Source organism: Paludibacterium yongneupense DSM 18731, assembly GCF_000422925.1.
In the GTDB taxonomy this organism is placed as follows: Bacteria; Pseudomonadota; Gammaproteobacteria; order Burkholderiales; family Chromobacteriaceae; genus Paludibacterium; species Paludibacterium yongneupense.
Window position 1 is genome coordinate 21,920 of sequence record NZ_AUGZ01000009.1, and the last position, 25,238, is coordinate 47,157.

Below are 25,238 nucleotides of genomic sequence, written 5' to 3' on the forward strand. Positions count from 1 at the left end.
GGTTGCGATCCTGTTGACGGTTGGCGAGAGGAGGTCCGTCGTGAGCGAACTTTCCTTATATAGTATGGTTTTATTTTTCCACGGAATGCGAGCTTGAAGCCAGCACGAATTGCATATTGTCTGTCCGTTGCGGATTTTCGGCATCCCGCCACAGAGAGGCGCGCTCCAGCGTTTCCAGAAAGACCCTGACCTTGGCCGGCATCAGGCGGCGGCCGGGCATCAATGCGTAGACGCGTGTCGGCGGCGGTTGAAAGTCGGGCAGCAGGCGAACGATGTGTCCTGCGCGGACCTCCGGCAGGCTGTAATTTGCGGCTAGCAGACCGGCGCCGATGCCGGCGCAGACGCCTTTCAGCCGCATGCCGACATTATGGGCGCGCAGTCGGCCGAAAGGCCTGACCTCGTGCAGCGTTCCATCCGGACCGCGCAAACTCCAGCCGGGCTCGTCCGGACTGACGATGGCCGGCCAGCCGGCCAGGTCGGCTGGCGTATTGGGCTTGCCGAGATGGGCGACGAGCTCCGGCGCCGCGTACAGGCCGCGCGAGATCGTGTACACGCGGCGGGCGACCTGGTCCGAGTCAGGCAAGGGGGCGGCCTGGGCACGAAACACGATGTCGTAATCCTCGATCCGCGGATCGATGGGGTCCGACGTCAGATCGATCTCGGCCTCCAGCCCGGGGTGCTCGCGCATGACCTCGGTCAGGATGTCGCCCAGCCGCATCACGCCGAATTCGTAGGGGGCGGCGATGCGCAGAATGCCCTGCGGGTGTTCGCTTCCGGCCTGGGCCTGCCTGATCAACTCATCCAGCCGTCCTACCAGTGCGCCGGTCTGTTCGAACAGTTGGGTGCCCGGCTCGGTCAGGCGCAGCGAGCGCGTGCTGCGCTCGAACAGGCGGTTGCCGAGGTCGTTCTCTAGCCGCGTGACCGCTCGGCTTACGGTGGATTTCGGCAGTGACAGACGCTGCGCGGCCTGGGTAAAGCTGGCATCCGCGGCAACGGCGAGAAAAATTCGCAGGTCGTCGAGATTCATTGCTGTTCCATTATTGCAACAATATTAGCCATAATAGCGGCTTATTACTTCGTGTCGGGCGCTCTATCCTGTGATCTTTGAGCGAATACGTGCATGCCCCGATTCGATTCCCCTTCTCACTATACCGTGCTCGGACTCGTCGCCGGAGCGATGACGGGCGTCGATTTTCTGGCCACTCTGAGCGTCAACTTCAGCGAAGCATCGATTCGCGGCGGCATCGGTGCCAGCCCCGATGCTTTTCTGTGGGTCCTCAGCGTGTATGCGGGGGCTGGCGCCGCGGCGATCCTTTTGCTCGAACGGCTCGCGCGCCGATTTCGTTATCGGGCTCTGCTGCTGTCGTTTCTGGCCCTTTTCATCGTCGGGTCGCTGCTTGCCGCCTGCAGCCATTCTTTGTCCGCATTGATTGCGGCGCGGCTGCTGCAGGGCCTGGGGGGCGGCCCGCTGATGACCTGTTCGCGCGTGTTTCTGCAATCCATGGTTCCGCCCAAGTCGCGCGGCCTGGCCTTGCGCGGTTTCATGTACGGCATTTTTGCCTCCTCCGCGCCGGCGCCGTGGCTGGCTGCACGCCTGCTGCAGGATAGCGACTGGCATGCGGTGTTTCTGATGCAGGCGGCGTTCGCGGCGCTGGTGTGGCTGGCGGGCTGGCGTGTCTTGCCGCACGGTCGGCATCGCGCGCGGCCGCTCGGGCATCTCGACGCCGTCGCCGCCTTATCGTTCTGTCTGGCGACGCTGCTTGCGCTTCACATCTTGCAGGACTTGCGTTATCAGCGCCCTGACGCCGCTTTCGCCGGCCGCGTGGCGCTCGTCCTTCTGTTGTGCACATGCGTCTGGCGCCATCTGCTACGGCACGCCGATCCCTGGTTCGACTGGCGGCGCGTGGCGAGTCGGCGCTATTTGACCGGGCTGATGTTTTATACGTTCTATTATTTGATCAACGGCGCACTGGCCATGGTGGCGCCGATGTATCTGCTCAGTGGCGAAGCGTTCGATCTCGATGTTGCCGGTTGGGTGCAAAGCACGGCCGGGGTCGGCACCCTGCTGTTGCTGCCTTTCTATTTTCGTGCGGCATCGCGTCTCGGCGATCGCCGCCACGTGATGGCGGTCGGCTTTGTCCTGATGGCTGGCTGTCTGCTGTGGCTGGGGGCGACGGTAACCGGCACGACGCCGTGGCAGAGGCTGCTTCCCATTTTCGCGCTCAAGAGCGTGTTCCCCGTTCTGGTGGTGATCCAGGTCGCCGGGTTGACCTTCCGCGAGTTCGACGCGCCGGACTTCGCCCACGCTTATGCGATGAAGAATATTCTGCGGCTGATGGCCAATGCGGTCGGCGCCGGCATTGCCAATGTGTACTGGCAGGACATCGCGGCGCAGGGACGGACACGGCTGGTGTCGCGACTCGGGCTCGGCGACGCGCCCGATTATGCCGCCGTGCAGGCGGCGGGGCCGGATGCGCTGGCGCGCCTGTCTCTCCTCGTCGACCGGCAGGCCGCGCTGCTGGCCGCGCACCAGGTTTTCACGCTGCTCGCCATGGGCTGCCTGGTCGGAGGTGTCGTGGTCCTGTGCCAGCGCTCCTTGCGCTAGGAATCGTCTGCCGCTGCGGCCCGCGAGCCTGCCCGCGTCCGTGCGGCGGCTTGCATTTCAGCAAATAAACCCCATGTTGAAAATTTGGATTTGCTAAGGCAGTGTCATGACAACAATCGTGGTAGTGAAGAAAGGCGATCAGATCACGATCGCCGGCGACAGTCAGACGACGTTCGGCGACGACCAGAAGCTGCTGGCCTCCTACGATTGCTTTCACAACAAGATCTTCAGCCACGGCGATAATTATCTGGCCATCTCCGGCTCCGCCGCACACGATCTGGTATTGCAGAGCGCGCTCAAGGCCATCAAGAAAAAAGATTTTTCCAGTCGTGAAGGGATTTTCGATACCTTTCGCCGCTTGCATCCCCGGCTCAAGGACCATTTTTTCTTGCGGCCGGAAGAGGAGGAAGACGATCCTTACGAATCGAGCCAGATGATGGTCTTGCTGGCCAATGCCCACGGTATCTTCGGTGTCTATCCCATGCGTGAAGTCTATGAGTTCTCGCGTTTCTGGGCGATAGGCTCCGGTCGCAAGTTCGCCATGGGCGCCATGCACGTCGCCTATGAGCAGGATCTGGATGCGCGTGCCATCGCCGAAGCGGGGGTGCGGGCCGGTTGTGAATTCGATGTCAATTCATCGCTGCCGATGACGGCATACGACGTCAAGGTAGTGGCAAAGCAAGGGTAGAAATATGTCGCAACACGATACGCTGCAACGTTTCCTGTTCGACGGCGCACCGGTTCGCGGGGCGCTGGTGAATCTGGAAGGCGCGTGGCAGCAGGTGCTGGCGCGCCGGGAATACCCGCGGCCGCTGAAGACGGTGCTCGGCGAGATGATGGCGGCGGCTGTGCTGCTGGCCGCCAATCTCAAGTTCGACGGCACGCTTATTCTGCAATTGCATGGAACAGGCGCTTTGCGCCTGGCCGTGGTCGAGTGCAATCACGATCGCACCGTACGGGCGACCGCCAAATGGGAGGGCGATCTGCCCGACCTGCCGCCGGCGGGTTTGCTTGGCGAGGGCGGCCGTTTTGTCATGACGCTCGAACCCAAGCTGGACAAGGCGCAAACGTGGCAAGGCATCGTCGATCTTGAAGGCGATAGCGTCGGTGCCATGCTGGAAAATTACATGCGCCGTTCCGAGCAACTGGACACCCGCCTGATCCTGGCCGGCACGGATCATAACGTTGCCGGCATGTTGCTGCAGCGCCTGCCCGACGGTCACGGCGACCCGGATGGCTGGAACAGGATGTCGACGCTGGCCTCGACGCTGACCGGTGCCGAGTTGCTCGAATTGCCGGCCTTGACGCTACTGGGGCGCCTGTTTGCCGAAGAAACGGTACAGGTCTTCGACGCCGAAGCGGTTGGTTTCGCCTGCACCTGCAGCCGCGAGCGGGTCGGCGACATGCTGAAGATGCTGGGCGGGCAGGAGGTCGGCGAGGTTTTGCTCGAACAGGGGAGCGTGGAGATTGCCTGCGATTTCTGCAACCAGCGTTATGTGTTCGACGAAGACGATGCCAACGAGCTCTTTCAGTTCGATGTGCTCGCTGCCGTGCGCGAAGCACGCCATTGATAGCATTGCGGTCGCGATTGATGCGCGGCCGTTCCCCCTGACGATTCGCGGCGGCGGTGTTGCCGCCGTCCTGCCGCACTCTGGAGTGTCTGAATGATCGCTACGAGCGAACTCGCCGCTTATTTGAAAGAACAGGCGCTCGATCTGGAAACGATCGAAGTGCAAATCGCCGCCATGACGCTGGGAGCGGTGCTCGACGCCGATAAACCGCCGGCGCATTCTGACTTGTATCGCTTCCCTGTTCCGCTGCTGGGCGAAGACGGCGCCTGCTCCCTGGTCGATGAGTTGGCCGCCGAACCGTATGATCTGGCCCCCTTGTTCGGTGGCGTCAGTGCAGAAGCGACGACGGCCTTGCGCAATCTGGCCGCGCTGCTCGAATCGACCAATTTGCGCGTTGGCGCCGACTGGCTCGGCGTATACCGTCGCGTGGGCGAGGGTAGAGGCGCGCGCCTGGTAAAAATGGCCTATCTCGGCCTGCCGAGCCGGGCTGAGTTCCCCCTGACCGAAGCCTTTGCCGAAATCAGCAATAACAGCCGCGTCGGTCTGACCGGCTGGGGGGGGGTGATCGAGGATGTCGCACAGTGGCAGGCCACGGGCGGCGGCTACTATCAGTGCGATCCCGCGGTCAGAAGTGAGGTGTGCCTGCCCGTGCTGGACGGTGACGGGCGCGTTATCGGCATTCTCGATGCCGAGTCCGCCGAGCCGGGTTTTTTCAGTCCGGACCGTCTGGCCTGGCTCGCGGCGCTGGCTGCGGTGCTGGTGCAGCCATTGCTCGCGCTGCCCGTGGCCGATGCGAGTGAGCCATCCCTGGATTGAGCGCTTGCCTGAACGCGGCGGTGCGACCGGCGGGAGCCGGTTCGACGCGCCGTGCGTCAAGTTGCGTATGGAGAAGTCATGAATAACGCTGTGAGTTCCACCGCCGGCGACGGCATCGACCATATCGCGTCCTGCTTGTTGCCCACGCAGTGGGCAACCTTTACTTTGCATGGGTTCCAGGATGGCGAGGGCAAAGAGCATGTGGCGTTGACGTTGGGCGAGTTCAAGCCCGACGACGCCGTTCTGGTGCGCCTGCATTCCGAATGTCTGACCGGCGATGCCTTGTTTTCCTTGAAGTGCGACTGCGGCTTCCAGCTGGAAGCTGCGCTGGCCGCCATCGCCGCCGAGGGGCGCGGGGCCTTGCTCTACCTGCGACAGGAAGGGCGTGGCATCGGTTTGATCAACAAGATTCGCGCCTACCATCTGCAAGATGCCGGCGCGGACACCGTCGAGGCCAACGAACAATTGGGTTTCCCGGCGGATATGCGCGATTTCGGTATTGCCCGCGGCATGCTGGCGGCCTTGCACATCCATCGTGTCAAGCTGATGACCAACAATCCGCAGAAAATCGACAGTCTGCGCGAGATCGGAATCGATGTTGTCGAGCGGGTTCCGCTCGAAGTGGGTGAAAACCCGCATAACGTGGATTACCTGCGCACCAAGGCCGACAAGATGGGGCATCTGCTGTCCCACTGAGCGGGCGCCGGGCCGGGCGTCGATCGGCGCTCGACTCGACCCCGTTCCGGCCTCCCAGCCCCTCGTCCTGTGTGTACCTGTTCGAACGGCCGGTGCCGACGCTATTCGTCTTGTTGTGTGTTTTTATGCCATCTATGTTTTATGTGTCAAATTAATTTCATTTGGCATTGATTGATAGAACATATTTGGTGAACATCATGATGCGATGGTTTTTGCGGTTACTGCTGGTCCTTGTCCTGCCTGCCGTCGGAGCGTGCGTTGCGCCGGAGGGGGGCGTGGCTCTTGTCGCGTCGGGCAGCGCTGCCCGTCCCGCCGCGCTCATGCCGCGCACGGATACCGTGCATTCACCTATTGTCGCGCGCCGACCCCCCTATCCGTTTGGCGTCCCGCCATTGGCGCCGCAGTATGGACCGCGCGGCAGTACGGGGGCCGCGCAGCCCGACGATGCGGGCGGAGGCTATGCCAGTTGCGACGCCTCCCACCTGTATGCTTTACAAGGCACCGCGCTGGCCGACTACATCGCCACGCTGTCCGGCCGTTGCCTGAATACGCTGGTGTTTGCATCCAGCGCAGACAACTGGCGGCTGGTCTCGGCCTCGAATATGCGGGCGGTGGCAAGCGCAGCGCTGCAGCGGGCGCAGAGTTGGGATGGGCAGTCGCCAAACGGGCTGTGGCCGCTCGTCGTCTTTCTGAAAGCCGGTTATTACGACCAATCCGGCCACCCCGATCAGGTTGGGAATTATGACGAAGGGTTGGGACAGGCGGTGCTGCAAGTCCCGATCGCGCTCATGAAGAATCCCGCCTTCTGGCAAGCGGTCGCGCCTGACCCCGCTGCCGGGCTCGCGGACTGGTTTCGCTGGACCGACATCACGTCCTCTGTCTCCGAAACGATGATCCTGTTCGATTCGGTGCGCGAGAACGATGTCTCTCTCGCGCAGCTGACCGCGTTTTTTCAGCGCTACACGCCGGCAGTGAAAACGACGGTCGCTCGGTACGGCCTTTTCGCGCTGCAGACCGCCTTGTATGACCTGCACCTGAGTCCCGGTTTCGCCGAGCGCGTGGCGTCCGGACAGGGGGACGCGCTGGTGAGCGCGCTGACCGGCATACTCGCCGGGGGGCGCTCCGCCTTTGTCGATGATCTCATGTATCGCAATACGGTGCGCGAGACCGGGCGATTCATGCTCTATGCCCGCACCGAAGCCTGGGCGGAGCAGGCGATGGTGCCCTTGCTGGAGCAAGCCGTGCTCAGCGCAGACTGGGCCGAAGCGGTATATGCCCTGAAAAACTTCGGTCATGTGCCGTGCGAGCGCTACCGCCTGTGCGATGCCGATGCGCGCTTGCGCGCAGCCCTGTTTCCCAATCATTGGCGGTTCGACGACGGAAGGCTGGTATTCGATACGGCCTTGGCGCAGGAGGACATCCTGCCACTGTATTACGCCATGAAACAGGTGAGCGCCCAGCATCATCGCATCACCGGAACGGCCATCCCGGTCAGTGCGGACAGAACGCCGACTCTGCATATGGTGATCTATGCCGATCCTGACGATTACCGGGCTTTCCAGCCCTTGCTCAATACGCTTTCCGCCGATAACGGCGGCATATATATCGAGCAGGATGGGACGTTTTATACATTCCAGCGGCGCGTGCCGCAGGATAGCTCTCTGTCGCTGGAAGAACTGGTGCGGCACGAGTACGTGCACTATCTGAACGGACGCTACCTCGAGGTAGCGATGTGGGGGGAGCCCCCCTTTTTTAGCGATGCACGTCGCATGCCGTGGTTTGACGAAGGCCTGGCCGAATTTCTGGCCTGGAGCACTTCGCGCCAGGGGGTGAAGGTGCGCGGGCATAATGTCGGGCCGATTGCCGCGGCCTGGCCGACGAGTTTTCGCGAGCCGGCGCAGACCATGCGTTCGGCCTATGCCGATGGCTGGGCTTTTTACAATCAGTCGGCCTTGTGGTTCAACTACCTCTACCGGGAGGAGCCCGGCGCGCTGCTGGCGCTCTTCGCGACCGTCCGTGCTGGCGACGTGTCGGCTTTCGATGCCTGGGTGGCGACAATGGGCAGCGATAATGCACGTAGCGCGCGCTTCCATGATTTTGTCGCACAGCAGACCCAGTTATATGCCGCAGGGCGACTCGATGACACCTCGACGCAGAAGGGGACGGACTGGGTCGAACAGCCGCAATGGCTGGAAGCCGATATCGGACGGATTGCCGCCGCGGTGCATGGTGTGCTCCCGCTCGATTGCGGAGCGATCTATACCCGCGAAGGCAACCTGCTGCCGCGTTTTTCATGCCGCAGCCTGTTGTGGATTTCGGCACCGACCCTGGCCGACGGTCACCGGCAGATGGAACTCATGCTGGATCAGGCGCTGCAGCGTTTATACGCTGCAGGGGTCAATAACTTTGAAGCGCTCAACTGTTCTGCGGTCGAATACGATCTCGACGCCCAACGCGTCAACGTGCAGTGCGAAGGGCCGCTGGCGTTGCCATCGCCCGCTGGCGACAGGAAAAGGCTGCAATCGGTGACAGGCATATCCTGATCGTTCTTTATCTGTAAAAGTCCGTTGAAAACGGGATGCCCTTTGAATAACATTTGCCGTGTTTTGCTTTTTAGTGAAAACATCAAATGTTTATAATAGAGGGTGTCCTGTGATGATTGCTCCGTTTCTCCGCCTGCGAACGTGTATTCTCGCGGCTGTGCTTTCCTGTTGTGTGTGCGCTTGTCTGGCACCCGATGTGTCATTTCCGCCGCCGCCGGCCCCTCCCGCAGAGGCATCCGTACCGCGAGCCGATAACCCGCATGCTCATGTTCTCGGTCGGCCATCGCCGCTTCCGGGGGGCGTCGTGACGGCATCTCCCGCCGCGCCCCGCACGGCCGGCGTCAAGGGGCAGGCGGCGGCCGACGGAGATACCGGCGGGCGCTGCGACGAGAGCCGCTTGTATGCGGCCGCCGGCGACGCGCGTGCGGTGCTGGCCGAGCTGCGCGTGTCGCGGCCGGAGTGTTTCGAGGACCTGTTCAAGGGACGTGCGCAGAGCGGGCGCCTGCTGTCGTCCGAGACCATGCTGGCCGTCGCACGCGAGGCCCGGCAGCGCGTCGAGCGCTGGGATGGAACATATGACTCAGCGCTAGCGTCTATGGCGGCTTTCATGAAGGCGGGCTATCTGGTCTCGAAGGAACGGCGGCGCGGTGCCTACGATGCCTATGCTCCCGAGCTCGATCGCGCCGTGATCGATGCCAGCCGCGCGATGCTCGATCATCCGCGGTTGTGGCAGTCCGATGCCCGGTTCAAAGCGGGCGACAGCAATAACTGGCGCATGGCTGCTTATTTCATGGTGCGCGATATGGCGCTGCTGCTCGATTCGGTACGGGAACACGAGACTATCCGTCCCGTCGCACAGGCCTTTTTCGAGCGCTATGCGCGCACTCCGGCCCAGGGTCAGACCAGCCTCGCCCGCTTCGCCGTTCACCCGCTGCTGAGCGCGATCGCCAATCTGCCGCTGGCTCCCGACTTCGAGGCCCGACTCAAACGCGGCGAATTCGACGGTTTGAGCGCGGCACTGAACCGGATGACCGGGGTCGGCGAACGGTTCTTCGAAGACCCGGAAGTGTTCCGCTTCGTCGTGCGCCAGACCGGCTATTTCCTGCGCTTCGAACGCACCCGCGAGTCGGCATTGCGCGCGGTGGCACCGCTGCTCGACACGCATGAGCGTTTGTCCCCGAACTGGTCGCATGCGGCTTACACCCTGAAAAAAGCCAATCTCGACTGCCGCCGCTATAACTTCTGCCGCTATGACGAAGAACTGCGGCAACGGTTGTTTCCCCGGCGTTGGCGCTTCGATCGCGGCGATCGGGTATTCGAGTCCAGCCTGTCGCGCGCCGAGGTAGAGCCTTTGTACTATGCGACCCGCCAGGTCGAGGCACAGTTCCGCCGTGTAACGGGGGTCACGACGCCGGTTGCTCGGGATCCGAATCGGAAACTGACGTTGGTGATCTATCCGTCGCGTCAGGCGTATCGCGATTACCAGATCATTCTGGATGAATTGTCGGTGGATAATGGCGGTATCTACATCGAAAGCCTGGGTAAATTGTTCACCTTTCAGCGTAGCCGGCAGGATAGCTGGTTGTCGCTGGAAGAATTGGTGCGCCACGAATACACCCACTATCTGGGAGGGCGCTACTTGAGGGAGGGGCTCTACGGTAGTACCGCGCTCGACGACAGGCTGGATCGCATGCCGTGGTTCGACGAAGGGCTGGCCGAGTTTCTGACCGGGGCCACCCGCGAACGCATCGATGTGCGCGCCAATATGGTTCGCGGACTGGCCGACGGTTGGCCGCGCAGCCATCGCGCGCCGGATTATCTGATGGACTTTGCCTATTCGGACGGCTGGAAGCATTACCTGTCTGCCGCCTTGTGGTTCAATCATCTGCAGCAGCGTGCGCCCGTTGCCTTGCAACAGGTGTTCTCCGCGGTGCGCCGCACCGACGCGGCGGCTTTCGATCGTTGGGTGACGGAGCAGGGCACCTTGCAGGCGGCGCCGTTCAAAAGCTTTGTCGGCGAGCAGGTGGGGCGCTTGCGCGGTGGCGAGTTGAACGATGCCGGCATGCGCCTCGGTGTCGACTGGTTGCCGGCCGAGGCCTGGCAGGAGAGCGATCCGCTTGCCATCGAGCGCCACTTTCCCGCGGCTTTGCACATGCGCTGCCGGAGCAGCGATAACGGCAGTGAAAGTGTCCTCGCCCGTTTTGCCTGCCAGGGGGTTCTGCCGTTGGCGGGCGGGGGCGGCGTGGCGCGCGATGAAGTGGGGGCGAGCATCGATCGCTGGACGTCGGGATTGGCGCGGCGCAGCAATAATTTTCTGGCGCTGAACTGTGCGCCGGGCGAGGCGCAGGCCGGAGCCTGGTCTGTGCAGTGCGAAGGCCCCCTGTTGCGGCGCGACGATGCCGCTCGCGCCGCGTCGCCGCTGGCACCCGCCGAAGGATCGCGCTTGAGCAGTCCCAGCCGCTGCCTGCTTGCCCGCTTGACGCCTGGTTCGCAGCTGCTATCGCAGGCGGTGCTCGGTCGTGCGCGCCTGGATCGCGATGGCTGGCTGTTCTATTATCGCGACAGCGGTCGCCAGGGGCAGGTCGAGGCCTTGAGGATACGGGAGATGCAGGCCGGCCGCTGGCACGACCGCGTGCTTGAACTCGACCCCGCCTCGGTCGAGATGTCCGATGCCGCCTGCTGGCAGGCGGCGCAGCTCTGAACCCCGCTCCGGCCCGACATCATCCCGAACCGGGGTGGGGGAGGGCTTGCAGGATGTAATGCAGGAACTCGTTTTGTCTCATCGGTTCGGCGAATAAATAGCCCTGGGCAAAGTCGCACCTGGCCTGCTGCAGCAGCCTGCATTGTTCTTCGGTTTCGACGCCTTCGGCGACGGCTTTTATCCCCAGATGATGCGCCATGGCGATGACGCCGGAGGCGATCGCTAGCGCATCCGGATCGCGCCCCAGCTCGCTGACGAACGATCTATCGATCTTGACCGCTTCGATCGCAAATTTTCTGAGTCCGGACAAGGCGGAATAGCTGGTACCGAAGTCGTCGAGGCTGACCGCGATGCCTGCATCGCGGAAGGCCTGCAGCGTTTCGACCACGCTTGGACGCGGATCGAGAAGCAGGCCCTCGGTTATTTCGACGGCGATGGCCCCCCGAGGCAGCCCCGCCTCTCCCAGGAGCGTCGGCCAGTGGGCGCAGCGGCCGGCGACGAGTTGCTGTCGGGAGACATTGATGCTGATCGGGATGCGGTTCCCTGCGCCGGACGGCGGCGGTGTGCCCACGGCGGCCTGACAGCGGAAGGCGGTATCGATCGCCTGCATGAATATCCAGTCGCCCATATCGCCTATGATTCCCATATTTTCGGCGATGGGAATGAACTCGGACGGTTCCATGCTTCCGTGCCGGGGGTGCTGCCAGCGTATCAGGGCTTCGGCTTTGACCATGCGGCGGCCCGCCAGCTCGATGATGGGTTGGTAGTGCACATCGAGCTGCCCGTCGAACAGAGCCTGGTGCAAGTCGTTGCCGATTACATGGCGGGAGCTGGCCTGCTCATGCATGCTGCTGGTATAGCTGCAGGCGCCGTTGCGCCCCCGTGATTTGGCCACGTACATCGCCTGGTCCGCGCAACTGAGCAGATCTTCGCTGTCGCTCCCGTCATCGGGATAGAGGGCGATGCCGATACTGGCGGAAATATGGGCCGGATGGCCGGCGAGGGTAAACGGCAGCGACAGGGCATGGCGGATGTCTTGCGCGACTTGCTCCACCATGCTGGGCGACAGGATGGATGGCAGGATGACAATGAACTCATCCCCGCCCTTGCGCGCGACCGTATCGGTAGCGCGCAAGGCCTCCCTGATTCGCTGTGCGGCCTGCGTGAGCAACATATCGCCGCAGCCGTGCCCGAGGCTGTCGTTGACTTCCTTGAAGTGATCGAGATCGATGAACAGTACGGCCAGCGGCTGACCATTGCGTTGCGCCCGCTTGATGTCCTCCTGCAAGCGATCGCGCAGCATGCGCGAGTTGGGCAGACCGGTCAGGGCATCGTAGTTCGCTTCGCGCCAGATGGTTTCTTCCGCCCGCTTGCGTTCGCTGATATCGAGGATCAGGCCGACCATGCCCGCTGCGTGCCCATTCGCCTCGTTGAATGTCGCTTTATACACGATCACATCGTGGTAACTGCCATCGGCGTGGGCAAGCGCGACTTCGCTGCAGCTGTGGCCCGGATGCTGGCACAAGGCGGCGTCCGGGTCGTCGACGGCTGCGCTCTGGTCGTCGTGCCCGGCATCGGGATTGCTGTGGCCTATCAGTTCACTGCGGTTTTTGCCGATCAGTTGTTCGTAGGCGGCATTACAGCCGAGGAAGCGTCCGGCTCGGTCTTTGTAATACATCGCATTGGGAATGGCCTCCACCAGTTGGGCGATGAAGTGCAACTGGTCGGCAACCGCCCGTTCGGCCCGGCGGCGTTCGGAGACGTCAAGCAGCATGCCGATGAGCGCGGGCCGCTGCTCGAAACTGCTACGGATGCGGATGACCTTGGCGTCGAATGCACTCCCGTCCTTGCGCACGGCACGAAAGGTGACGGCGCCCGATGAACGGGCATTCTCCCCCTGCGGCAGGGGATCGAGTCCGGCCTCGTCGAGCAACTCGGGGGCGGGCGTCAGCGCGCACAAATCCTGCTGCGCATAACCGAATTGCTGGGCAAGCCGCTGGTTGGCATAGAGAAAGCGCGAGTCCTGAATGACGTAAACCCCGATCTGCGTATTGTCGAGCAAGCCGAGCAGCAGGGTGTCGGCTGCGCGCAACAGGCGATGGAGAACGGGGGAGGACTCAGGACTCAGCATGGACAAGGCTCATCCTTATCTCTGATCGGCGCGAAAGCGGAGGGGGCCTGGCAGAGCAGATTGGTTTGAATTTGAAATATATAAATAGCATAAATAGCATAAATGGGACGGAAAGTGTAAAAAAATGTTTTTTTATGACAATTTGTTTTGCGCCCTCTGTGGTATTTAGCTTTCAGCTAAATGGAATATTTTCATGTCAATCTCCGCGCAGGAAGAGGGCGAGCGGAGGCGTGCGTGCGAGGCAACCGAGCGGATCTTCGAGCGCCTGGCTGCTGGCGCTCGCCAAGGGGGACGTGCCAGGCAATGCCCGCTTTGCCGCCAGTTTGCTGATTTTGCGCGAGTTCATGCACCGCATGGCACCGGACTGGATTTCCGGGGGCCGGTAGAGGCGCGCATGAGCTCCCACCTCGGGCGGAGGCCGGGGTTTCTCGCCGTGCGGCCGACCGGGGCGGAGGCTATGGCCATGTCCAGGATGGTGTCGCACCCCTCGTCGACTCCCGTAACCCGATCGGCGCGCTTTGAGGACCCCCGCTAGTCGGAGTGCGCGTGCTTTTCCGGCTGACCTAAAGGCGAGTTCATTTGTATATCTTGAGACCTATGAATATATAGCGTCATGCGTTACACAAATATCATATTTGTTGCTGCGCTTCGATGCACCTCTCTGACCGATTAGGAGTGTGCTCTGATGAAGATCTCAAGTGTAATTGGCCGGGTCGGCGTACCGACACTGGCCCTGTGTCTGATGGCGCCCTGCGTGTATGCGGGCGAGGAGTGGGTTGCGACACAGACCGCGGCTTTCCGTGTTCCCGAGCGCGCCTCGATGCTCGGCATGAGGGAATTGCCGCCGGGCGCGCCGATCCGGATTGCGGTAAACCTGCGTCTGCACGACAAGGCGCAGCTGGATGCTCTCGTGGCTTCCGTGCAGCGCGAGGGTGGGGGCATGCTGACCCACGAGCAGTTCATGCGTCGGTTCGCGCCCTCCGCGGCGCAGGCCGAAGCCGTGGCCAGCTATTTGCGCCGCGCGGGATTCGTCGATGTCCGCATTGCCCCCAACCGTGTTCTGGTCACCGCCACCGGATCAGCGGCAAGCGTCCAGACGGCCTTCCATACTGCCTTGCACCGTTTCAGTCTTGACGGCGAAGAGCACTATGCCAATGCCGGCGCCGCCATGGTGCCAGCCTCTCTGGGGGGGACGGTGCTCGCGGTGCTCGGTCTGCAAAACGTCAGCCATGCGCGTCCGTTGTTCCGGCTGGCGGTGCCGGAACAGGGACAGGGACAGGGCAAAAGCAAGGACAAGGGCAAGGGCAAGGAAGTCGTCGGCCACTCGCCGCTCGAATTCGCCGCGCTCTACGGCGCAGGCAAGACGCCGGACGCCGGCGCGGCGATGGTCGGGATCATTTCGGCCGGCGATCTGAGCCAGACCCTGAGCGACCTGAACCTGTTCACGGACAAGAACAGACTCGATCCGGTCTCGGTGTCGGTGGTGCAGAGCGGAAGCGGTTCGACCGATAGCAGCGGCACGATGGAATGGGATCTCGACAGCCAGTCCATCGTTGGGGCCGGCGGTGGACGGGTGTTGGAGATGCTGTTCTACAACGCGAGCAGTCTGTATGACCAGGATCTCGTGCAGGCCTACAACCAGGCGGTGTCCGACAATCAGGCTGCGGTGATCAATGTTTCGCTCGGTGAGTGCGAGGACGATGCGGCCGCCAGTGGCGCCATGGCGAGCGAGGACCAGATCTTTGAAGTGGCGATGGCACAGGGGCAGACGTTCTCGGTGTCCTCTGGCGACTCCGGCTCGAACGAGTGCAGCGGAAGCACCGCGACCCATCAGAGCTATCCGGCGGTGTCGCCCTATGTGATGGCAATCGGCGGCACTACGTTGACCACGGACGGCGGCCATCATTATTTGGGCGAAACGGTCTGGCAGGGCAGCGGGGGTGGGGCGAGCGGGCTGGAGGCGCGTCCCGCCTGGCAGTCCGGAGTTGCGGCGATGAGGACGAATCGCGGGGTACCCGACCTCGCGTTCGACGCCGATCCCGCCAGCGGCGCGGTGATCATGTATAACGGCGCCGATGCCCAGGTCGGCGGCACCAGTCTGTCCGCGCCGATTTTCACCGGCATATGGGCGCGCCTGCAATCGGCGAAAGGCAAGCGGCCCGGTTTTCCCGGGCCGTGGGTCTATGCGGCAGGAAGCAGCGGCAAGCGCGTCTACCGCGATATCACTTCCGGCTCCAATGGCGCCTATCAGGCCGGCAAGGGCTGGGATTTCACCACCGGGTGGGGCAGCATCCTGATCGAACCGTTTGCCGCCTATCTGCGGACCGTGACGGGTTCTTCATGATCGCCGCCGCCGCGGCATGCGATCAGGGGATAAGCCGGCCCGAGGGGTCGAAAAAAGGGTAGGGGCCGGCAAAATCGTCAACCATGACCTGATGGCTGACGAGCCCCTGACCTGGCCGCCAGTTGTGGATGAGAAAAGAAGCGGGTTCCAGTACGAAGGCGGACGGTCCATCCGGGCTCAGGTCAAGTGCGACCTGATGGGCACTGGAGGGGCAGGTCTGCGCGAGCGTTCCGGCGAAGCGCGCCTGGATAGGGCGGTGCAGGTGACCGCAGAGTAGGCGCTCGACGTTGGGATGCGCGGCGACGAGGGTGGCCAGTGCCGCGGCCGATGCCGGATCGAGGCCGATGGCGTCCATATGGGCGATTCCGGTGTCGAAGGGGGGATGATGCATCGCGATCAGCGTCGGCCGACCGGCCGTGGCCGCCAGGGCCCGTTCCAGCCAGGCGAGCCGGGCAGTGCACAAATGGCCGCCGCTGGCGGGGGGAGCGGCGCTGTCGAGTACGATCAGCTCGAGTGCGCCGAGTGTTTCACGGTACTGGATAAAGTCGCCGTCGCCTGAGTCCTGGACGTCGGGGAAAACCGCGCGCAATGCGTCGCGACAGTCGTGGTTGCCGACCGCGAGCCGATAGGGCATGGCCAGCGGTTCGAGCAGGCTTTTGAGCAGCGTGTACTCGGCCACTGAGCCCGAGTCGGTCAGGTCGCCGCTGATCACGACCCACTCTGGTCGCGGCCGCAGCGCGTTGAGCGCGGCCACGGTGCGTGCGAGGGCAGTCGCGGTATCGACCCGGCCATAAGCGAGACGGCCGGGCGGTTTGATATGCAGGTCTGAAATCTGGGCAATCAGCATGTCGTGGTTTCCGTATCGGGCAGGGGGGTATGCCAGACTTCCGCCGCCAGCGAGAAGCCGATGCGCTCGCCAGTCGCATAGCGGGTGCGGCCCGGTGCATCGACCAGGATGGGGGCGGCGCCGACACCGGACAGGCTGAGCCGGGTGTGCCCGCCGAGAAATGTCGCGGACTCGACCACGCCGTGCAGCTCGCCGCCGGAGGGCGTGAGGATGACGTCCTCGGGGCGGAACCACAGGCGGGAGCGGGGTTGGGCGCCTGGCGCGGCGATCAGCCTGCCGCCCGCGCAATGCAGCGCCCCGTCGCGCCAGACGCCTTCCAGCTGGTTCATGGTGCCGATAAAGCTTGCCACTACCGCATTCGCCGGTTGGTGGTAGATATCGCGCGGCGTGCCGATCTGTTCGATTGCTCCTGCGCTCATGACCACGATTTTATCGCCGAGCGCCATTGCCTCGGCCTGATCGTGGGTGACATAGACCGTGGTGACCCCCAGGTTGCGCAACAGCGTATTCATCTCGGTGCGCAGGGATTCGCGCAGCTGTGCGTCGAGCGCGGTCAGAGGCTCGTCTAGCAGGAGTACGCGCGGCTGCGGTGCCAGGGCGCGCGCCAGCGCCACGCGCTGGCGCTGGCCGCCGGAGAGTTGAGCAATCTGGCGTTCGGCCAGCGCATCGAGCCGGGTCAGTGCGAGCAACTCGTCGACGCGACGCGCGATCTGTTGCGGCGGCAGGCGGCGAATGGAAAGACCGTAAGCAACGTTCTGACGCACATTCATATGCGGGAACAGCGCGTAATTCTGAAATACCATGCCGACTTGACGCTCTTCGATCGGACGCGCGCTGACGTCTTCGGCGCCGAAAAAGACCCTGCCGCCCGCGTCGGGGCGTTCCAGGCCGGCAATCAGGCGCAGGGTGGTGGTCTTGCCGCAGCCGGATGGGCCGAGCAGCACCACCGTTTCGCCGGCGGCGATATCGAGATCGAGCGGCTTGAGCACCGGCCGCGCCGCACCGGGGAAGGTCTTGGCACAGCGTTCGAGACGAATGGGGACGGAATCGAGTTTCATCGTGCGTTCCTGTGGCCGGCCATGGGCGTATTGACGCCGCAGGCCTGCATTAAAATCAGCAAGGGGATCAGTATCAAGAAAAAAATCAGGGTGTAGGCGCTGCCGATCTCGATGCGCATCGAGGCGTAGGCGTCGGCAAGCCCGACCGGAAGCGTCTGGGTCAGCGGAGTGTGCAGCATCCAGGTCAGGTTGAATTCGCCCAGCGAGAGCGTCACGACGGTCAGTGCGCCGGCTACGATGCCGGGACGTATCACCGGCAGCACCACGCTGATGCCGCGTTGCCACAGACCGGCGCCGAGGCTGGCGGCGCCCTCCTCCAGCGTGCGCAGGTCTACGCTTGCGCACACCGCCGCCACCGAACGCACCATGAATGGCAGTGTGAAAACGATATGGCCGGTCACGATGAACCACAGACTGTTGCGAAATGCGCCGAAGCTGCCGTAGATGACCAGCAGACCGAGGGCCGAGGCCAAGCCCGGCACCGCTACCGGCAGCATCAGCAAGCCTTCTGCCAGCCGGGCCGCGCGGTGACGCGAGCGCGCGAGCACATAGCCGGCCGGCACCCCGACAAGCAGGGTGATCGCACAGCATGCGATCGCCACCAGCACAGATAGCGCGACCGCCTGCCGGTATTGCGTCCAGACCGCCGCCACCCAGCGCAGGGTGAGGCCATGGGTGATGCCTTGCGCATAGTTGTCACTGACTCCGGCTGCGATGGACATGAGTACCGGCAGGATCAGAAATGCGCACAGCGCGAGCGTAACGGAAAATTGTAGTGTCTTGAGCAATTTCATCATGCCCTCCTCAGGCGGCCGCCGCGACGTTGCCGCCACCGCCCAGCCCCGCCAGCGCGAGTACGAGCCAGGTGACGGCGCCAAGCACCAGGCTTAGCGAGGCTGCCACCACCAGATTGGCGTTGAGCGTGAATTCGCTGTAGATCGCCATCGGTAATACATCGATCTCGGTCGCCAGGGTAAAGGCGGTGCCGAAAGCCCCCATCGCCGTCGCGAAGCACATGGCACCGGCCGCCAGCAGCGCCGGGCGCAGGGCGGGCAGAACCACATCGCGCTGAATGCGCCATGGCGAGGCTCCGAGAGAGCGTGCGGCTTCTTCGAGCGCCGGATCGAGTTTCTCGGCGGCGGCCATCAGGGTGAGAATCACGCGCGGGATGGAAAAATACAGATAGCCGAGAAACAAGCCGGCCATGGAGTAAGCGAAAACCGTGTTGTGGCCGGTCAATTCGCGCGAGATGGCACCGATCAGCCCTTGGCGTCCGGCCAGCATGATCACCATGAAGCCGACCACGACGCCGGGAAAGGCCAGCGGCAGGGTCAGCATGGCAATCAGGGTACGCCGGCCCGGAAACGCGTGGCGCACCAGCGCCAAGCCTGCCACCAGCGCCAGCGCGAGGGCGACGGCGGTGACCAGTGCCGAGAGGATGACCGTCGACAGCAGGCTTTCCAGATAGCGCGGGTTGGTGATCAGGGCGCGATAGCCGGCGCCGCCGGCACTGACGCTGATGGCGGCCAGACGGCTCATGGGCAACAGCCAGAATGCCAGGAAAACGGTCAGTGCCGGTGCAAGCAGGGCCGCTCGCCAGTGGCGGGGCAAGGTCAAATCATTCATGGCAGGAGTCCGTACCGCGCGGGAGGGCATCCCGCGCGGCAAAGTGGATGTGCTTAGCGCACTTCGTTAAGGTAGCTCTGGCCGAAGGCTTGTTGCGCCTTGGCCATCGTTTCGTAGTCGACAACATGCGCGCGGGCGTAATCGGCTGCCGGCAGGAAGCGTGCCGCCACTTCGGGGCGGATGACCCCGCGTACCGGACGCAGATAGGCATTGGCCCACAGCGTCTGTCCCTGATCGGAAAGCACGAAGTCGAGCACTTTCTTGCCGTTGTCGGCGTGCGGGGCTCCCTTCACCAATGCCATGACATAGGGAACGGACAGGGTGCCTTCGCGCGGAATCACGAATTCGACATTGGCGTGGTCCTGATACTTGGCGCGGTAAGCATTGAAGTCATAGTCGATCAGAATCGGGATCTCGCCCGACAGAACCCGGGCATAGGCGGTCTGCTTCGGTACGATGGGCTGGTTCTGCTTGAGGCGGCGGAAATAGTCGAGGGCCGGCTTGAAGTTCCCGAGCGAGCCCCCGAGCGCCTGATTGACCGCTACGGCGCTGGCATAACCGACGAAGGCGCTGCTGGGGTCGAGGTAGCCCACCATTCCGCGGTACTGCGGTTTGAGCAGATCCTGCCAGCTATGCGGTACCGGGCGCCCTTCCAGTGCATCCTTGTTGACGAAGAAGCCGATGGTTCCGGAATGGATGCTGAACCAGTTGCCCCCGGGATCTTTGAGGCCGGCCGGAATCGAGGCCCAGTGCGCGGGTTTGTAGGGGGTGATCAGCCCTTTCTCCCGCGCCTGGAAGGCCGAGCTGATGCCGAGATAGACCACGTCCGCCACCGGGCTCTTTTCTTCGGCCATCAACTGGGCGATGGCCTGGCCGGAGTTTTTGTTGTCGAAGGGGACCGTGATGCCCGTGTGTTGCTGGATGGCCTTGATCTGACCGGCCCAGTCCGCCCATTCGGGCGGACAGTTGTAACAGATGGCGGTGCCTGCTGCCTGGGCGAAGGTGGCGCTGCCTGCCAGTACGGCGGCGGCGATCAGCGGGCGGATGGAAAAGCTGAACATGGTAGGGCTCCTTAGTCGGGACGGAAGCGAACGGGTGCGGCGGAACCGCCCAGCCTGAGGCTGTGCGGCAAAATTCGGGAAACGGGCGCGGCGTCGTCGCGGATGGCGAGGTCCAGGCTCTGCATCGCCATTGCTCCCAGGCGTGCGTTGGGTTGGCAAACCGAGGCGAGCACCGGGCTCATCAGGGTGCCGACGTCGAGTCCGTCGAAACCGAGAATCGCGATATCGCGCGGCAGGGCCAGTCCGGCCTGTTGCAACTGGCGCATGACCAGCATGGCGAGGCGGTCATTGCCGCAGAACAGCGCGTCCGGGCGGGTCTCCGGGTCGGTCAGGGCGGCGAGGACGACGGCAGGCAGCGTCACGCTGTTGAAATCCACTTCGAGGGCCGGCGTGGCGACGAGCCCGGCCGCCGCGAGCGCATCGCCGTAGCCGAGGTAGCGCTGCCACGCGCGGTCGGAGGCCGCCATCGCTCCGCTCAGCATCACGATGCGGCGATATCCGGCTGTGATCAGAGCGGCCACGCCATCGCGTGCCGCGCCGCGGTTGTCGACCGAGACACAGGGGCGGTGCGGGCACTGGTTATAAACCAGTACGTAAGGGGCGCCGGTGCGCTCGAGTTCGTCCAGCAGCGGATGTTCGTGCGCATGGGCGACGGTCAGGATCAAGCCGTCGACGCGCTGGCGCAGCAGGGTATCCAGCGCCGCCTGCTCGCGCACGCCATCGTAGGCTGTGCTCATCAACAGGATCTGGTAGCCGGCGGCGGTCGCCGCGGCTTCGATGCCTTCCACGCATTCGGCGAATACCGGAGAGGCGATCGAAGGCAGCATGACGCCGATCAGGCGGCTGCGATCGCCGCGCAACTGTTGACCTATCCGGCTCAAGCGGAAGCCAAGCGTCGCGACGGCTTGTCGCACGGTGTCGCGCGTAGCGGGGCTGACCCGGTCCGGGGTATTGAGCGTGCGGGAGACGGTGGCGATCGAGACCCCCGCCAGTGCGGCGACGTCCTTGATGCTGGCGGTCATTTCAGCATCCTGCGCGTCGAAGACGCGCGGTGGTGCGGGCGGAACGTGGGCAGGCGAGCATGGCGAATGGCCGTTTGATGGAAACGTTTACATTCTGCCTGCTGCATATTGCAGCGAATTGACAAGGAAGTGACGGGAGCGTGAAACAGGGGGCCGGGCGTGGCGCGCCCGGCGATGCGGCTCAGCCGCCGAGGGCGGCCAGCGCGGTAGTCAGCAGTGCGCGCAAGACGGGCTGCACCCTGGTGGCGAGCGCCTCGGAATAGGCATAGGGCAGCTGTTCCTGCATATAGCAGCTTTGTGCGAGTTCCAGTTGCACGGCCTGCACGCCCGAGTCGGGCGTGCCATAGGCGCGGGTGATATAGCCGCCCTTGAAGCGTCCGTTGAGCACGGCGCTGAATCCCGCCGCATTGTCGCGTGCGACCTCAAGCAGTTTTTCGGCCAGCCCCGGGCGGCAGGAGGCGCCATCGGCGCTGCCGAGGTTGAAGTCGGGCAGACGGCCTTCGAAGAAACGGGGGACATGCGAGCGGATCGAGTGGGCTTCCCACAGCAGGATCTGCCCGTGGCGGGCCTGCAGGCGAGCGATCTCGTGGCGCAAGGCTTCATGATAGGGACGCCAGTAGCGGTTGACGCGTTCGGTGATTTCATCCTCGAGCGGCGTCTCGCCGGGCTGGTAGAGGGCTTCTTTATTGAAGGTGTCGACCGGGCACAGGCCGGTCGTGTCCTGGCCCGGATAGAGATTGGCGTTGTCGGGCGGGCGATTGAGGTCGATCACATAGCGCGAATGATGCGGAACCAGCAGCGATGCCCCCATGGCAAGGGCGAAGTCGTACAGGCGCGGCAGATGCCAGTCGGTATCATCGAGCCGGGCGGCGGCGGGCGTCATGCGTCCGGCCAGCGTCTGCGGTAGCTCCGTGCCGGCATGAGGCATCGAGATCAGCAGCGGCAGGGTGCCGCGTACCAGGGTAAAGCCATCCATGTCAGGAGTTCCTTCTGCATGCCGGCTCATGCCAGCAGTGTTTTCAATGCCGTGCGATAGGCGTGGCCGGCGCCGCCTTCGGCCGGATGCCTGCGCTCGGCCACCACGCGGCGGCCACCGGCGTAGACGTCGCGAATCGGGTTGTCGCCATGCTGGCAGAATATCAGACCTGCCAGCAATTGATCGTCGCGCCGCCACGCGAGATCGGGGTGCTCGGCATCGAGCACGATGAAGTCGGCACGCTGACCGGGGGCGAGGCCGGCTATCGGCCTCGCGGCTGCCTGAGCGCCGCCGGCAACGGCCTGGCCGTAGAGACGGTCGGCGACGGCCGGCGCCGCCGCGCAGGCCAGTACGTTGCGGCGCTGGTCGCGCAAGCGCTGGCCATATTCGAGCAGCCGCAGTTCTTCGAGAGGCGAAACGCTGACATGACTGTCCGAACCGATGCCCCAGCGCCCCCCCGCATTCAGATAGCGGGCCGCGTCGAACACCCCGTCGCCGAGGTTGGCTTCCGTGCTCGGGCACAGACCGGCGACGGCGCCGCTCGCGGCCAGGTCGGCGGTTTCGTCCGGCGTGAGGTGGGTGGCGTGCACCAGACACCAGCGTTCGTCCACCGGCTGGTGATCGAGCAACCAGCGCACGGGGCGCGCACCGAGGGCAACGATGCCGTCGTCGACTTCGCGTGTCTGCTCGGCGATATGGATGTGGATGGGGGCCAGTGGATCACTGGCGTGCAGTGCGGCGCGCAGGGCATCCAGTGCCTGAGGCGTTACCGCACGCAGCGAGTGGGGGGCGGCGCCATAGCGCAAGCCGTCGTGGACGGGATGCTCGCGCGCGAGCCGTGCGAGCAGGTCCAGCATCCAGTCGCCGCTGGCGATGAAACGCGCTTGCTGCGGCAGGGGCGGCAAGCCGCCAAACCCGCTGTTCTGATACAGCACCGGCAACAGCGTCAGGCCGATGCCCGCATCGTGCGCGGCGGCGATCAGCTGTTCGCTCAGCCGGGCGGGGTTGGCGTACGGGCGGCCGTCGATGTCATGGTGTATGTAGTGAAACTCGCATACCGAGGTATAGCCGGCCTTCAGCATCTCGATATAGAGCTGGCGCGCGACCGCGTAGAGCGTCTCGGGCGTCAGCCGCGCCGCGAAGCGGTACATCAGGTCGCGCCAGCTCCAGAAACTGTCCTGCGGGTGGCCCAGGTATTCGGTCAGGCCCGCCATCGCTCGCTGGAACGCATGCGAATGCAGATTGCACATGCCTGGCAGCACCGGACCGGCGGCCAGCATGCTGTCGTTGCGTGGCGCAACCGCGCTTTCGACCGACGTCAGGCGGCCGTCCGCCCCCCAACTCAGTGCGACGTTGCGCTGCCAGCCGCCGGGCAGCAGGGCGCGCTCGGCGAACAGGGTGTTTGCTGATGGAATCATCATGGCCTCCGGCCTTAACGCAGGAAAACGGTCTCGCCGTGCCGCACCACGCGGCGGCACAAGGGGCGCCCGCTCCAGTAGGCGAGCTCGGCCAGCGTATCGATGCCCCAGACCGCGAAGTCGGCATCGCGGCCGATCTCGAGGCAGCCATGGCGCCGGGACTCGCCCAGCGCCTGCGCCGCGTGGCGTGTGACGCCGGCCAGCGCTTCGCCAACGGTCATCCGGAACAGGGTGCAGGCCATATTCAGCATCAGTAGCAACGATGTCGTCGGCGAGGTGCCGGGATTGCTGTCGGTGGACAGGGCGACGGGTACGCCGTGGCGGCGCAGCAAATCCAGCGGCGGCACGCGGGTCTCGCGAATGAAATAGTAGGCGCCCGGCAGCAAGACCGCCACCGTGCCGGCCGCGCGCATTGCCATGACGCCTTCTTCGTCCAGCCACTCCAGGTGGTCGGCCGACAGGGCTCCCCAGCGTGCCGCAAGGCGCGCGCCGCCGCCGTTGGACAGCTGCTCCGCATGCATCTTCAGCGGCAGGCCGCGGCGACTGGCCGCTTCGAACACCCGTTCGCTCTGCGCGAGCGAGAAGCCGATGTTCTCGCAGAAGACGTCCACCGCGTCGATCAGCCCTTCGTCCGCGAGCGTCGGCAGCATGCGATCGCAGACTTCGGAGATGTAGTCGTCGCTGCGGCCGAAGAATTCGGGCGGCAGCGCATGGGCGCCGAGGAAAGTGGTATGGACGGCGACCGGATAGCGTTCGCCGAGCCGGCGTGCAACGCGCAACATCTTGCGTTCGCCGTCCAGGTCCAGTCCATACCCGGATTTGATCTCGACGGCCGTTACGCCTTCGGCCAGCAGAGCCTCCAGCCGCGGCGCCGACTGGCGCAGCAAGTCCTCTTCGCTGGCCGCTCGGGTGGCGCGCACGGTAGAGACAATGCCCCCGCCTGCGCGGGCGATGTCTTCATAGCTGGCGCCGGCCAGGCGCTGCGCGAATTCGTCGGCGCGCTGTCCGCCATAGACCAAGTGGGTATGGCAATCGACCAACCCAGGGGTTACCCAGGCCCCGCCAAGATCGTGGCGGGGCAGGGAGGCGAATTCGTGCGGCAGCGCGGCGAAGGCGCCGAGCCAGGCGATCCGCCCATCGCGTACGGCGATGGCCGCGTCGGCGACGGTATCATCGACATCGCCACGGGCGCAGAGATTCAAGTGGTACCACACTGCATCGCTCATGCCGTCTCCATCGAAGTCAGGTTCAGCCCTATCCGCAGCAAGCAACCCTGGCCACGCACGCGGCAGTAGCGACCGCGCGCGGTGTCGATGCGCAGCGTGTCGGACGCCGACAGCGTGCAGGCTGCCGCCTCGTCGTCGAGTGTGATTTCCAGTTCGCCCTCGACGCAGAACAGCAGGGCCACATCGCACTGCAGCCCGCCCTCGCAGGGAGCATGCCGGATTTCGACCTCGCCTTGCACCGCGTCGCGGCGCAGCATCAGATTGAAATCGTGAGTCGCGCCGCGGATCGGACTCGCATGGATCGCCGTCTCGCCGGCAAAGTCCAGCCGGTCGAGTGCGTGCGCGAGCCGGTGGCTGACGCCATCCTCTGTCTCGAGGCGCATGCCTGCGCCCGCGAGGAGGATCAGGGTGCGATCGACGCCGTCGAAGCGCGAGAACGGCCCTGCCTGTGCGACCTCGGCCAGACTCGCACGCCAGATGAAATCGTCCAGTCCCGCCGCGGCAGGAAAGCAGGCGATCTCGCGCGTGCTGCCGCCCCCGTTTTTCCACGGCGCGGCGATCAATTCATGCGCGCGGATCAGCGTCGGGCCGGCCATG

The 25,238-nt window shown here is 64.1% G+C and carries 21 protein-coding genes; 9 read left to right on the forward strand and 12 right to left on the reverse strand.

Annotated elements, in window-relative coordinates; all coding sequences use genetic code 11:
* Positions 1-70: 70 nt before the first annotated feature.
* Complete coding sequence (locus tag G520_RS0105560) at positions 71-1,027, reverse strand: LysR family transcriptional regulator (protein ID WP_036665474.1); 957 nt, start codon at positions 1,025-1,027, stop codon at positions 71-73.
* A gap of 93 nt (positions 1,028-1,120) precedes the next feature.
* Here G520_RS0105560 and G520_RS0105565 point away from each other — a divergent pair, with 93 nt between their 5' ends.
* The 7 genes from G520_RS0105565 (at position 1,121) to G520_RS23900 (ending at position 10,932) form a co-directional block, all read left to right on the forward strand.
* Positions 1,121-2,605 (forward strand): MFS transporter, encoded by a 1,485-nt coding sequence (locus G520_RS0105565; RefSeq protein ID WP_084637493.1) that lies wholly within the window; start codon positions 1,121-1,123, stop codon positions 2,603-2,605.
* 106 nt (positions 2,606-2,711) lie between these two features.
* Complete coding sequence (locus G520_RS0105570; protein WP_028534787.1) at positions 2,712-3,293, forward strand: Ntn hydrolase family protein; 582 nt, start codon at positions 2,712-2,714, stop codon at positions 3,291-3,293.
* A gap of 4 nt (positions 3,294-3,297) precedes the next feature.
* Positions 3,298-4,176 carry an Hsp33 family molecular chaperone HslO gene (gene hslO / locus G520_RS0105575; protein WP_028534788.1) on the forward strand — a complete coding sequence of 293 codons (879 nt, stop codon included), beginning with the start codon at positions 3,298-3,300 and terminating at the stop codon, positions 4,174-4,176.
* 93 nt (positions 4,177-4,269) lie between these two features.
* On the forward strand, positions 4,270-4,992 hold the full coding sequence (locus tag G520_RS0105580; protein ID WP_028534789.1) for a GAF domain-containing protein: 723 nt from the start codon (positions 4,270-4,272) through the stop codon (positions 4,990-4,992).
* Positions 4,993-5,070: 78 nt separating this feature from the next.
* A complete protein-coding gene (ribA, locus tag G520_RS0105585) occupies positions 5,071-5,688 on the forward strand; it encodes a GTP cyclohydrolase II (RefSeq protein ID WP_036665476.1) in 618 nt (205 codons plus the stop codon).
* A 197-nt stretch (positions 5,689-5,885) separates the two neighbouring features.
* Entirely contained in the window at positions 5,886-8,231 is a 2,346-nt protein-coding gene (locus G520_RS23895) for a collagenase (protein WP_156876886.1), read from the forward strand.
* Between the two features lie 304 nt (positions 8,232-8,535).
* A complete protein-coding gene (locus tag G520_RS23900) occupies positions 8,536-10,932 on the forward strand; it encodes a collagenase (protein WP_028534792.1) in 2,397 nt (798 codons plus the stop codon).
* Between the two features lie 19 nt (positions 10,933-10,951).
* Here the strand turns inward: G520_RS23900 and G520_RS0105600 are convergent, their stop codons facing one another.
* Entirely contained in the window at positions 10,952-13,063 is a 2,112-nt protein-coding gene (locus G520_RS0105600; RefSeq protein WP_036665478.1) for a putative bifunctional diguanylate cyclase/phosphodiesterase, read from the reverse strand.
* A 230-nt stretch (positions 13,064-13,293) separates the two neighbouring features.
* Here G520_RS0105600 and G520_RS24840 point away from each other — a divergent pair, with 230 nt between their 5' ends.
* Both G520_RS24840 and G520_RS21700 read left to right on the forward strand, forming a co-directional pair.
* Positions 13,294-13,449, forward strand: coding sequence for a hypothetical protein (locus G520_RS24840; protein WP_156876887.1), 156 nt, complete (start codon positions 13,294-13,296; stop codon positions 13,447-13,449).
* A 299-nt stretch (positions 13,450-13,748) separates the two neighbouring features.
* On the forward strand, positions 13,749-15,407 hold the full coding sequence (locus G520_RS21700; protein ID WP_051229087.1) for a S53 family peptidase: 1,659 nt from the start codon (positions 13,749-13,751) through the stop codon (positions 15,405-15,407).
* A gap of 22 nt (positions 15,408-15,429) precedes the next feature.
* Here G520_RS21700 and G520_RS0105615 read toward each other — a convergent pair whose 3' ends face one another.
* From G520_RS0105615 to G520_RS0105660, 10 genes are all read right to left on the reverse strand, one after another.
* The gene (locus G520_RS0105615; RefSeq protein ID WP_028534794.1) at positions 15,430-16,254 is read right to left on the reverse strand and encodes a phosphodiesterase; all 825 of its coding nucleotides are present in this window, start codon (positions 16,252-16,254) and stop codon (positions 15,430-15,432) included.
* On the reverse strand, positions 16,248-17,312 hold the full coding sequence (locus G520_RS21705) for an ABC transporter ATP-binding protein (protein WP_051229088.1): 1,065 nt from the start codon (positions 17,310-17,312) through the stop codon (positions 16,248-16,250). The genes G520_RS0105615 and G520_RS21705 overlap by 7 nt, the downstream gene beginning before the upstream one ends.
* The gene (locus G520_RS21710) at positions 17,309-18,109 is read right to left on the reverse strand and encodes an ABC transporter permease (RefSeq protein ID WP_051229089.1); all 801 of its coding nucleotides are present in this window, start codon (positions 18,107-18,109) and stop codon (positions 17,309-17,311) included. The genes G520_RS21705 and G520_RS21710 overlap by 4 nt, the downstream gene beginning before the upstream one ends.
* A 7-nt stretch (positions 18,110-18,116) precedes the next feature.
* Entirely contained in the window at positions 18,117-18,938 is an 822-nt protein-coding gene (locus G520_RS0105630; RefSeq protein ID WP_028534795.1) for an ABC transporter permease, read from the reverse strand.
* Positions 18,939-18,991: 53 nt separating this feature from the next.
* Entirely contained in the window at positions 18,992-19,999 is a 1,008-nt protein-coding gene (locus G520_RS0105635; RefSeq protein ID WP_028534796.1) for an ABC transporter substrate-binding protein, read from the reverse strand.
* A gap of 11 nt (positions 20,000-20,010) precedes the next feature.
* A complete protein-coding gene (locus tag G520_RS0105640; RefSeq protein ID WP_028534797.1) occupies positions 20,011-21,021 on the reverse strand; it encodes a LacI family DNA-binding transcriptional regulator in 1,011 nt (336 codons plus the stop codon).
* A gap of 181 nt (positions 21,022-21,202) precedes the next feature.
* The gene (gene hutG / locus G520_RS0105645) at positions 21,203-21,997 is read right to left on the reverse strand and encodes an N-formylglutamate deformylase (protein ID WP_028534798.1); all 795 of its coding nucleotides are present in this window, start codon (positions 21,995-21,997) and stop codon (positions 21,203-21,205) included.
* A 26-nt stretch (positions 21,998-22,023) separates the two neighbouring features.
* A complete protein-coding gene (locus G520_RS0105650; protein ID WP_246542666.1) occupies positions 22,024-23,418 on the reverse strand; it encodes a formimidoylglutamate deiminase in 1,395 nt (464 codons plus the stop codon).
* Between the two features lie 11 nt (positions 23,419-23,429).
* Positions 23,430-24,641, reverse strand: a complete 1,212-nt coding sequence (hutI, locus tag G520_RS0105655; RefSeq protein WP_028534800.1) for an imidazolonepropionase — start codon at positions 24,639-24,641, stop codon at positions 23,430-23,432.
* Complete coding sequence (locus G520_RS0105660; RefSeq protein ID WP_028534801.1) at positions 24,638-25,237, reverse strand: HutD/Ves family protein; 600 nt, start codon at positions 25,235-25,237, stop codon at positions 24,638-24,640. Before G520_RS0105660 ends, hutI begins: the two co-directional genes overlap by 4 nt.
* Position 25,238: the final 1 nt, after the last annotated feature.

Bases quoted from the DNA above. Each gene is read 5' to 3' on its own strand.
- G520_RS0105560 (WP_036665474.1), bottom strand. From the start codon at position 1,027: ATGAATCTCGACGACCTGCGAATTTTTCTCGCCGTTGCCGCGGATGCC.
- G520_RS0105565 (WP_084637493.1), top strand. From the start codon at position 1,121: ATGCCCCGATTCGATTCCCCTTCTCACTATACCGTGCTCGGACTCGTC.
- G520_RS0105570 (WP_028534787.1), top strand. From the start codon at position 2,712: ATGACAACAATCGTGGTAGTGAAGAAAGGCGATCAGATCACGATCGCC.
- hslO (WP_028534788.1), top strand. From the start codon at position 3,298: ATGTCGCAACACGATACGCTGCAACGTTTCCTGTTCGACGGCGCACCG.
- G520_RS0105580 (WP_028534789.1), top strand. From the start codon at position 4,270: ATGATCGCTACGAGCGAACTCGCCGCTTATTTGAAAGAACAGGCGCTC.
- ribA (WP_036665476.1), top strand. From the start codon at position 5,071: ATGAATAACGCTGTGAGTTCCACCGCCGGCGACGGCATCGACCATATC.
- G520_RS23895 (WP_156876886.1), top strand. From the start codon at position 5,886: ATGATGCGATGGTTTTTGCGGTTACTGCTGGTCCTTGTCCTGCCTGCC.
- G520_RS0105600 (WP_036665478.1), bottom strand. From the start codon at position 13,063: ATGCTGAGTCCTGAGTCCTCCCCCGTTCTCCATCGCCTGTTGCGCGCA.
- G520_RS21700 (WP_051229087.1), top strand. From the start codon at position 13,749: ATGAAGATCTCAAGTGTAATTGGCCGGGTCGGCGTACCGACACTGGCC.
- G520_RS0105615 (WP_028534794.1), bottom strand. From the start codon at position 16,254: ATGCTGATTGCCCAGATTTCAGACCTGCATATCAAACCGCCCGGCCGT.
- G520_RS21705 (WP_051229088.1), bottom strand. From the start codon at position 17,312: ATGAAACTCGATTCCGTCCCCATTCGTCTCGAACGCTGTGCCAAGACC.
- G520_RS21710 (WP_051229089.1), bottom strand. From the start codon at position 18,109: ATGATGAAATTGCTCAAGACACTACAATTTTCCGTTACGCTCGCGCTG.
- G520_RS0105630 (WP_028534795.1), bottom strand. From the start codon at position 18,938: ATGAATGATTTGACCTTGCCCCGCCACTGGCGAGCGGCCCTGCTTGCA.
- G520_RS0105635 (WP_028534796.1), bottom strand. From the start codon at position 19,999: ATGTTCAGCTTTTCCATCCGCCCGCTGATCGCCGCCGCCGTACTGGCA.
- G520_RS0105640 (WP_028534797.1), bottom strand. From the start codon at position 21,021: ATGACCGCCAGCATCAAGGACGTCGCCGCACTGGCGGGGGTCTCGATC.
- hutG (WP_028534798.1), bottom strand. From the start codon at position 21,997: ATGGATGGCTTTACCCTGGTACGCGGCACCCTGCCGCTGCTGATCTCG.
- G520_RS0105650 (WP_246542666.1), bottom strand. From the start codon at position 23,418: ATGATGATTCCATCAGCAAACACCCTGTTCGCCGAGCGCGCCCTGCTG.
- hutI (WP_028534800.1), bottom strand. From the start codon at position 24,641: ATGAGCGATGCAGTGTGGTACCACTTGAATCTCTGCGCCCGTGGCGAT.
- G520_RS0105660 (WP_028534801.1), bottom strand. From the start codon at position 25,237: ATGGCCGGCCCGACGCTGATCCGCGCGCATGAATTGATCGCCGCGCCG.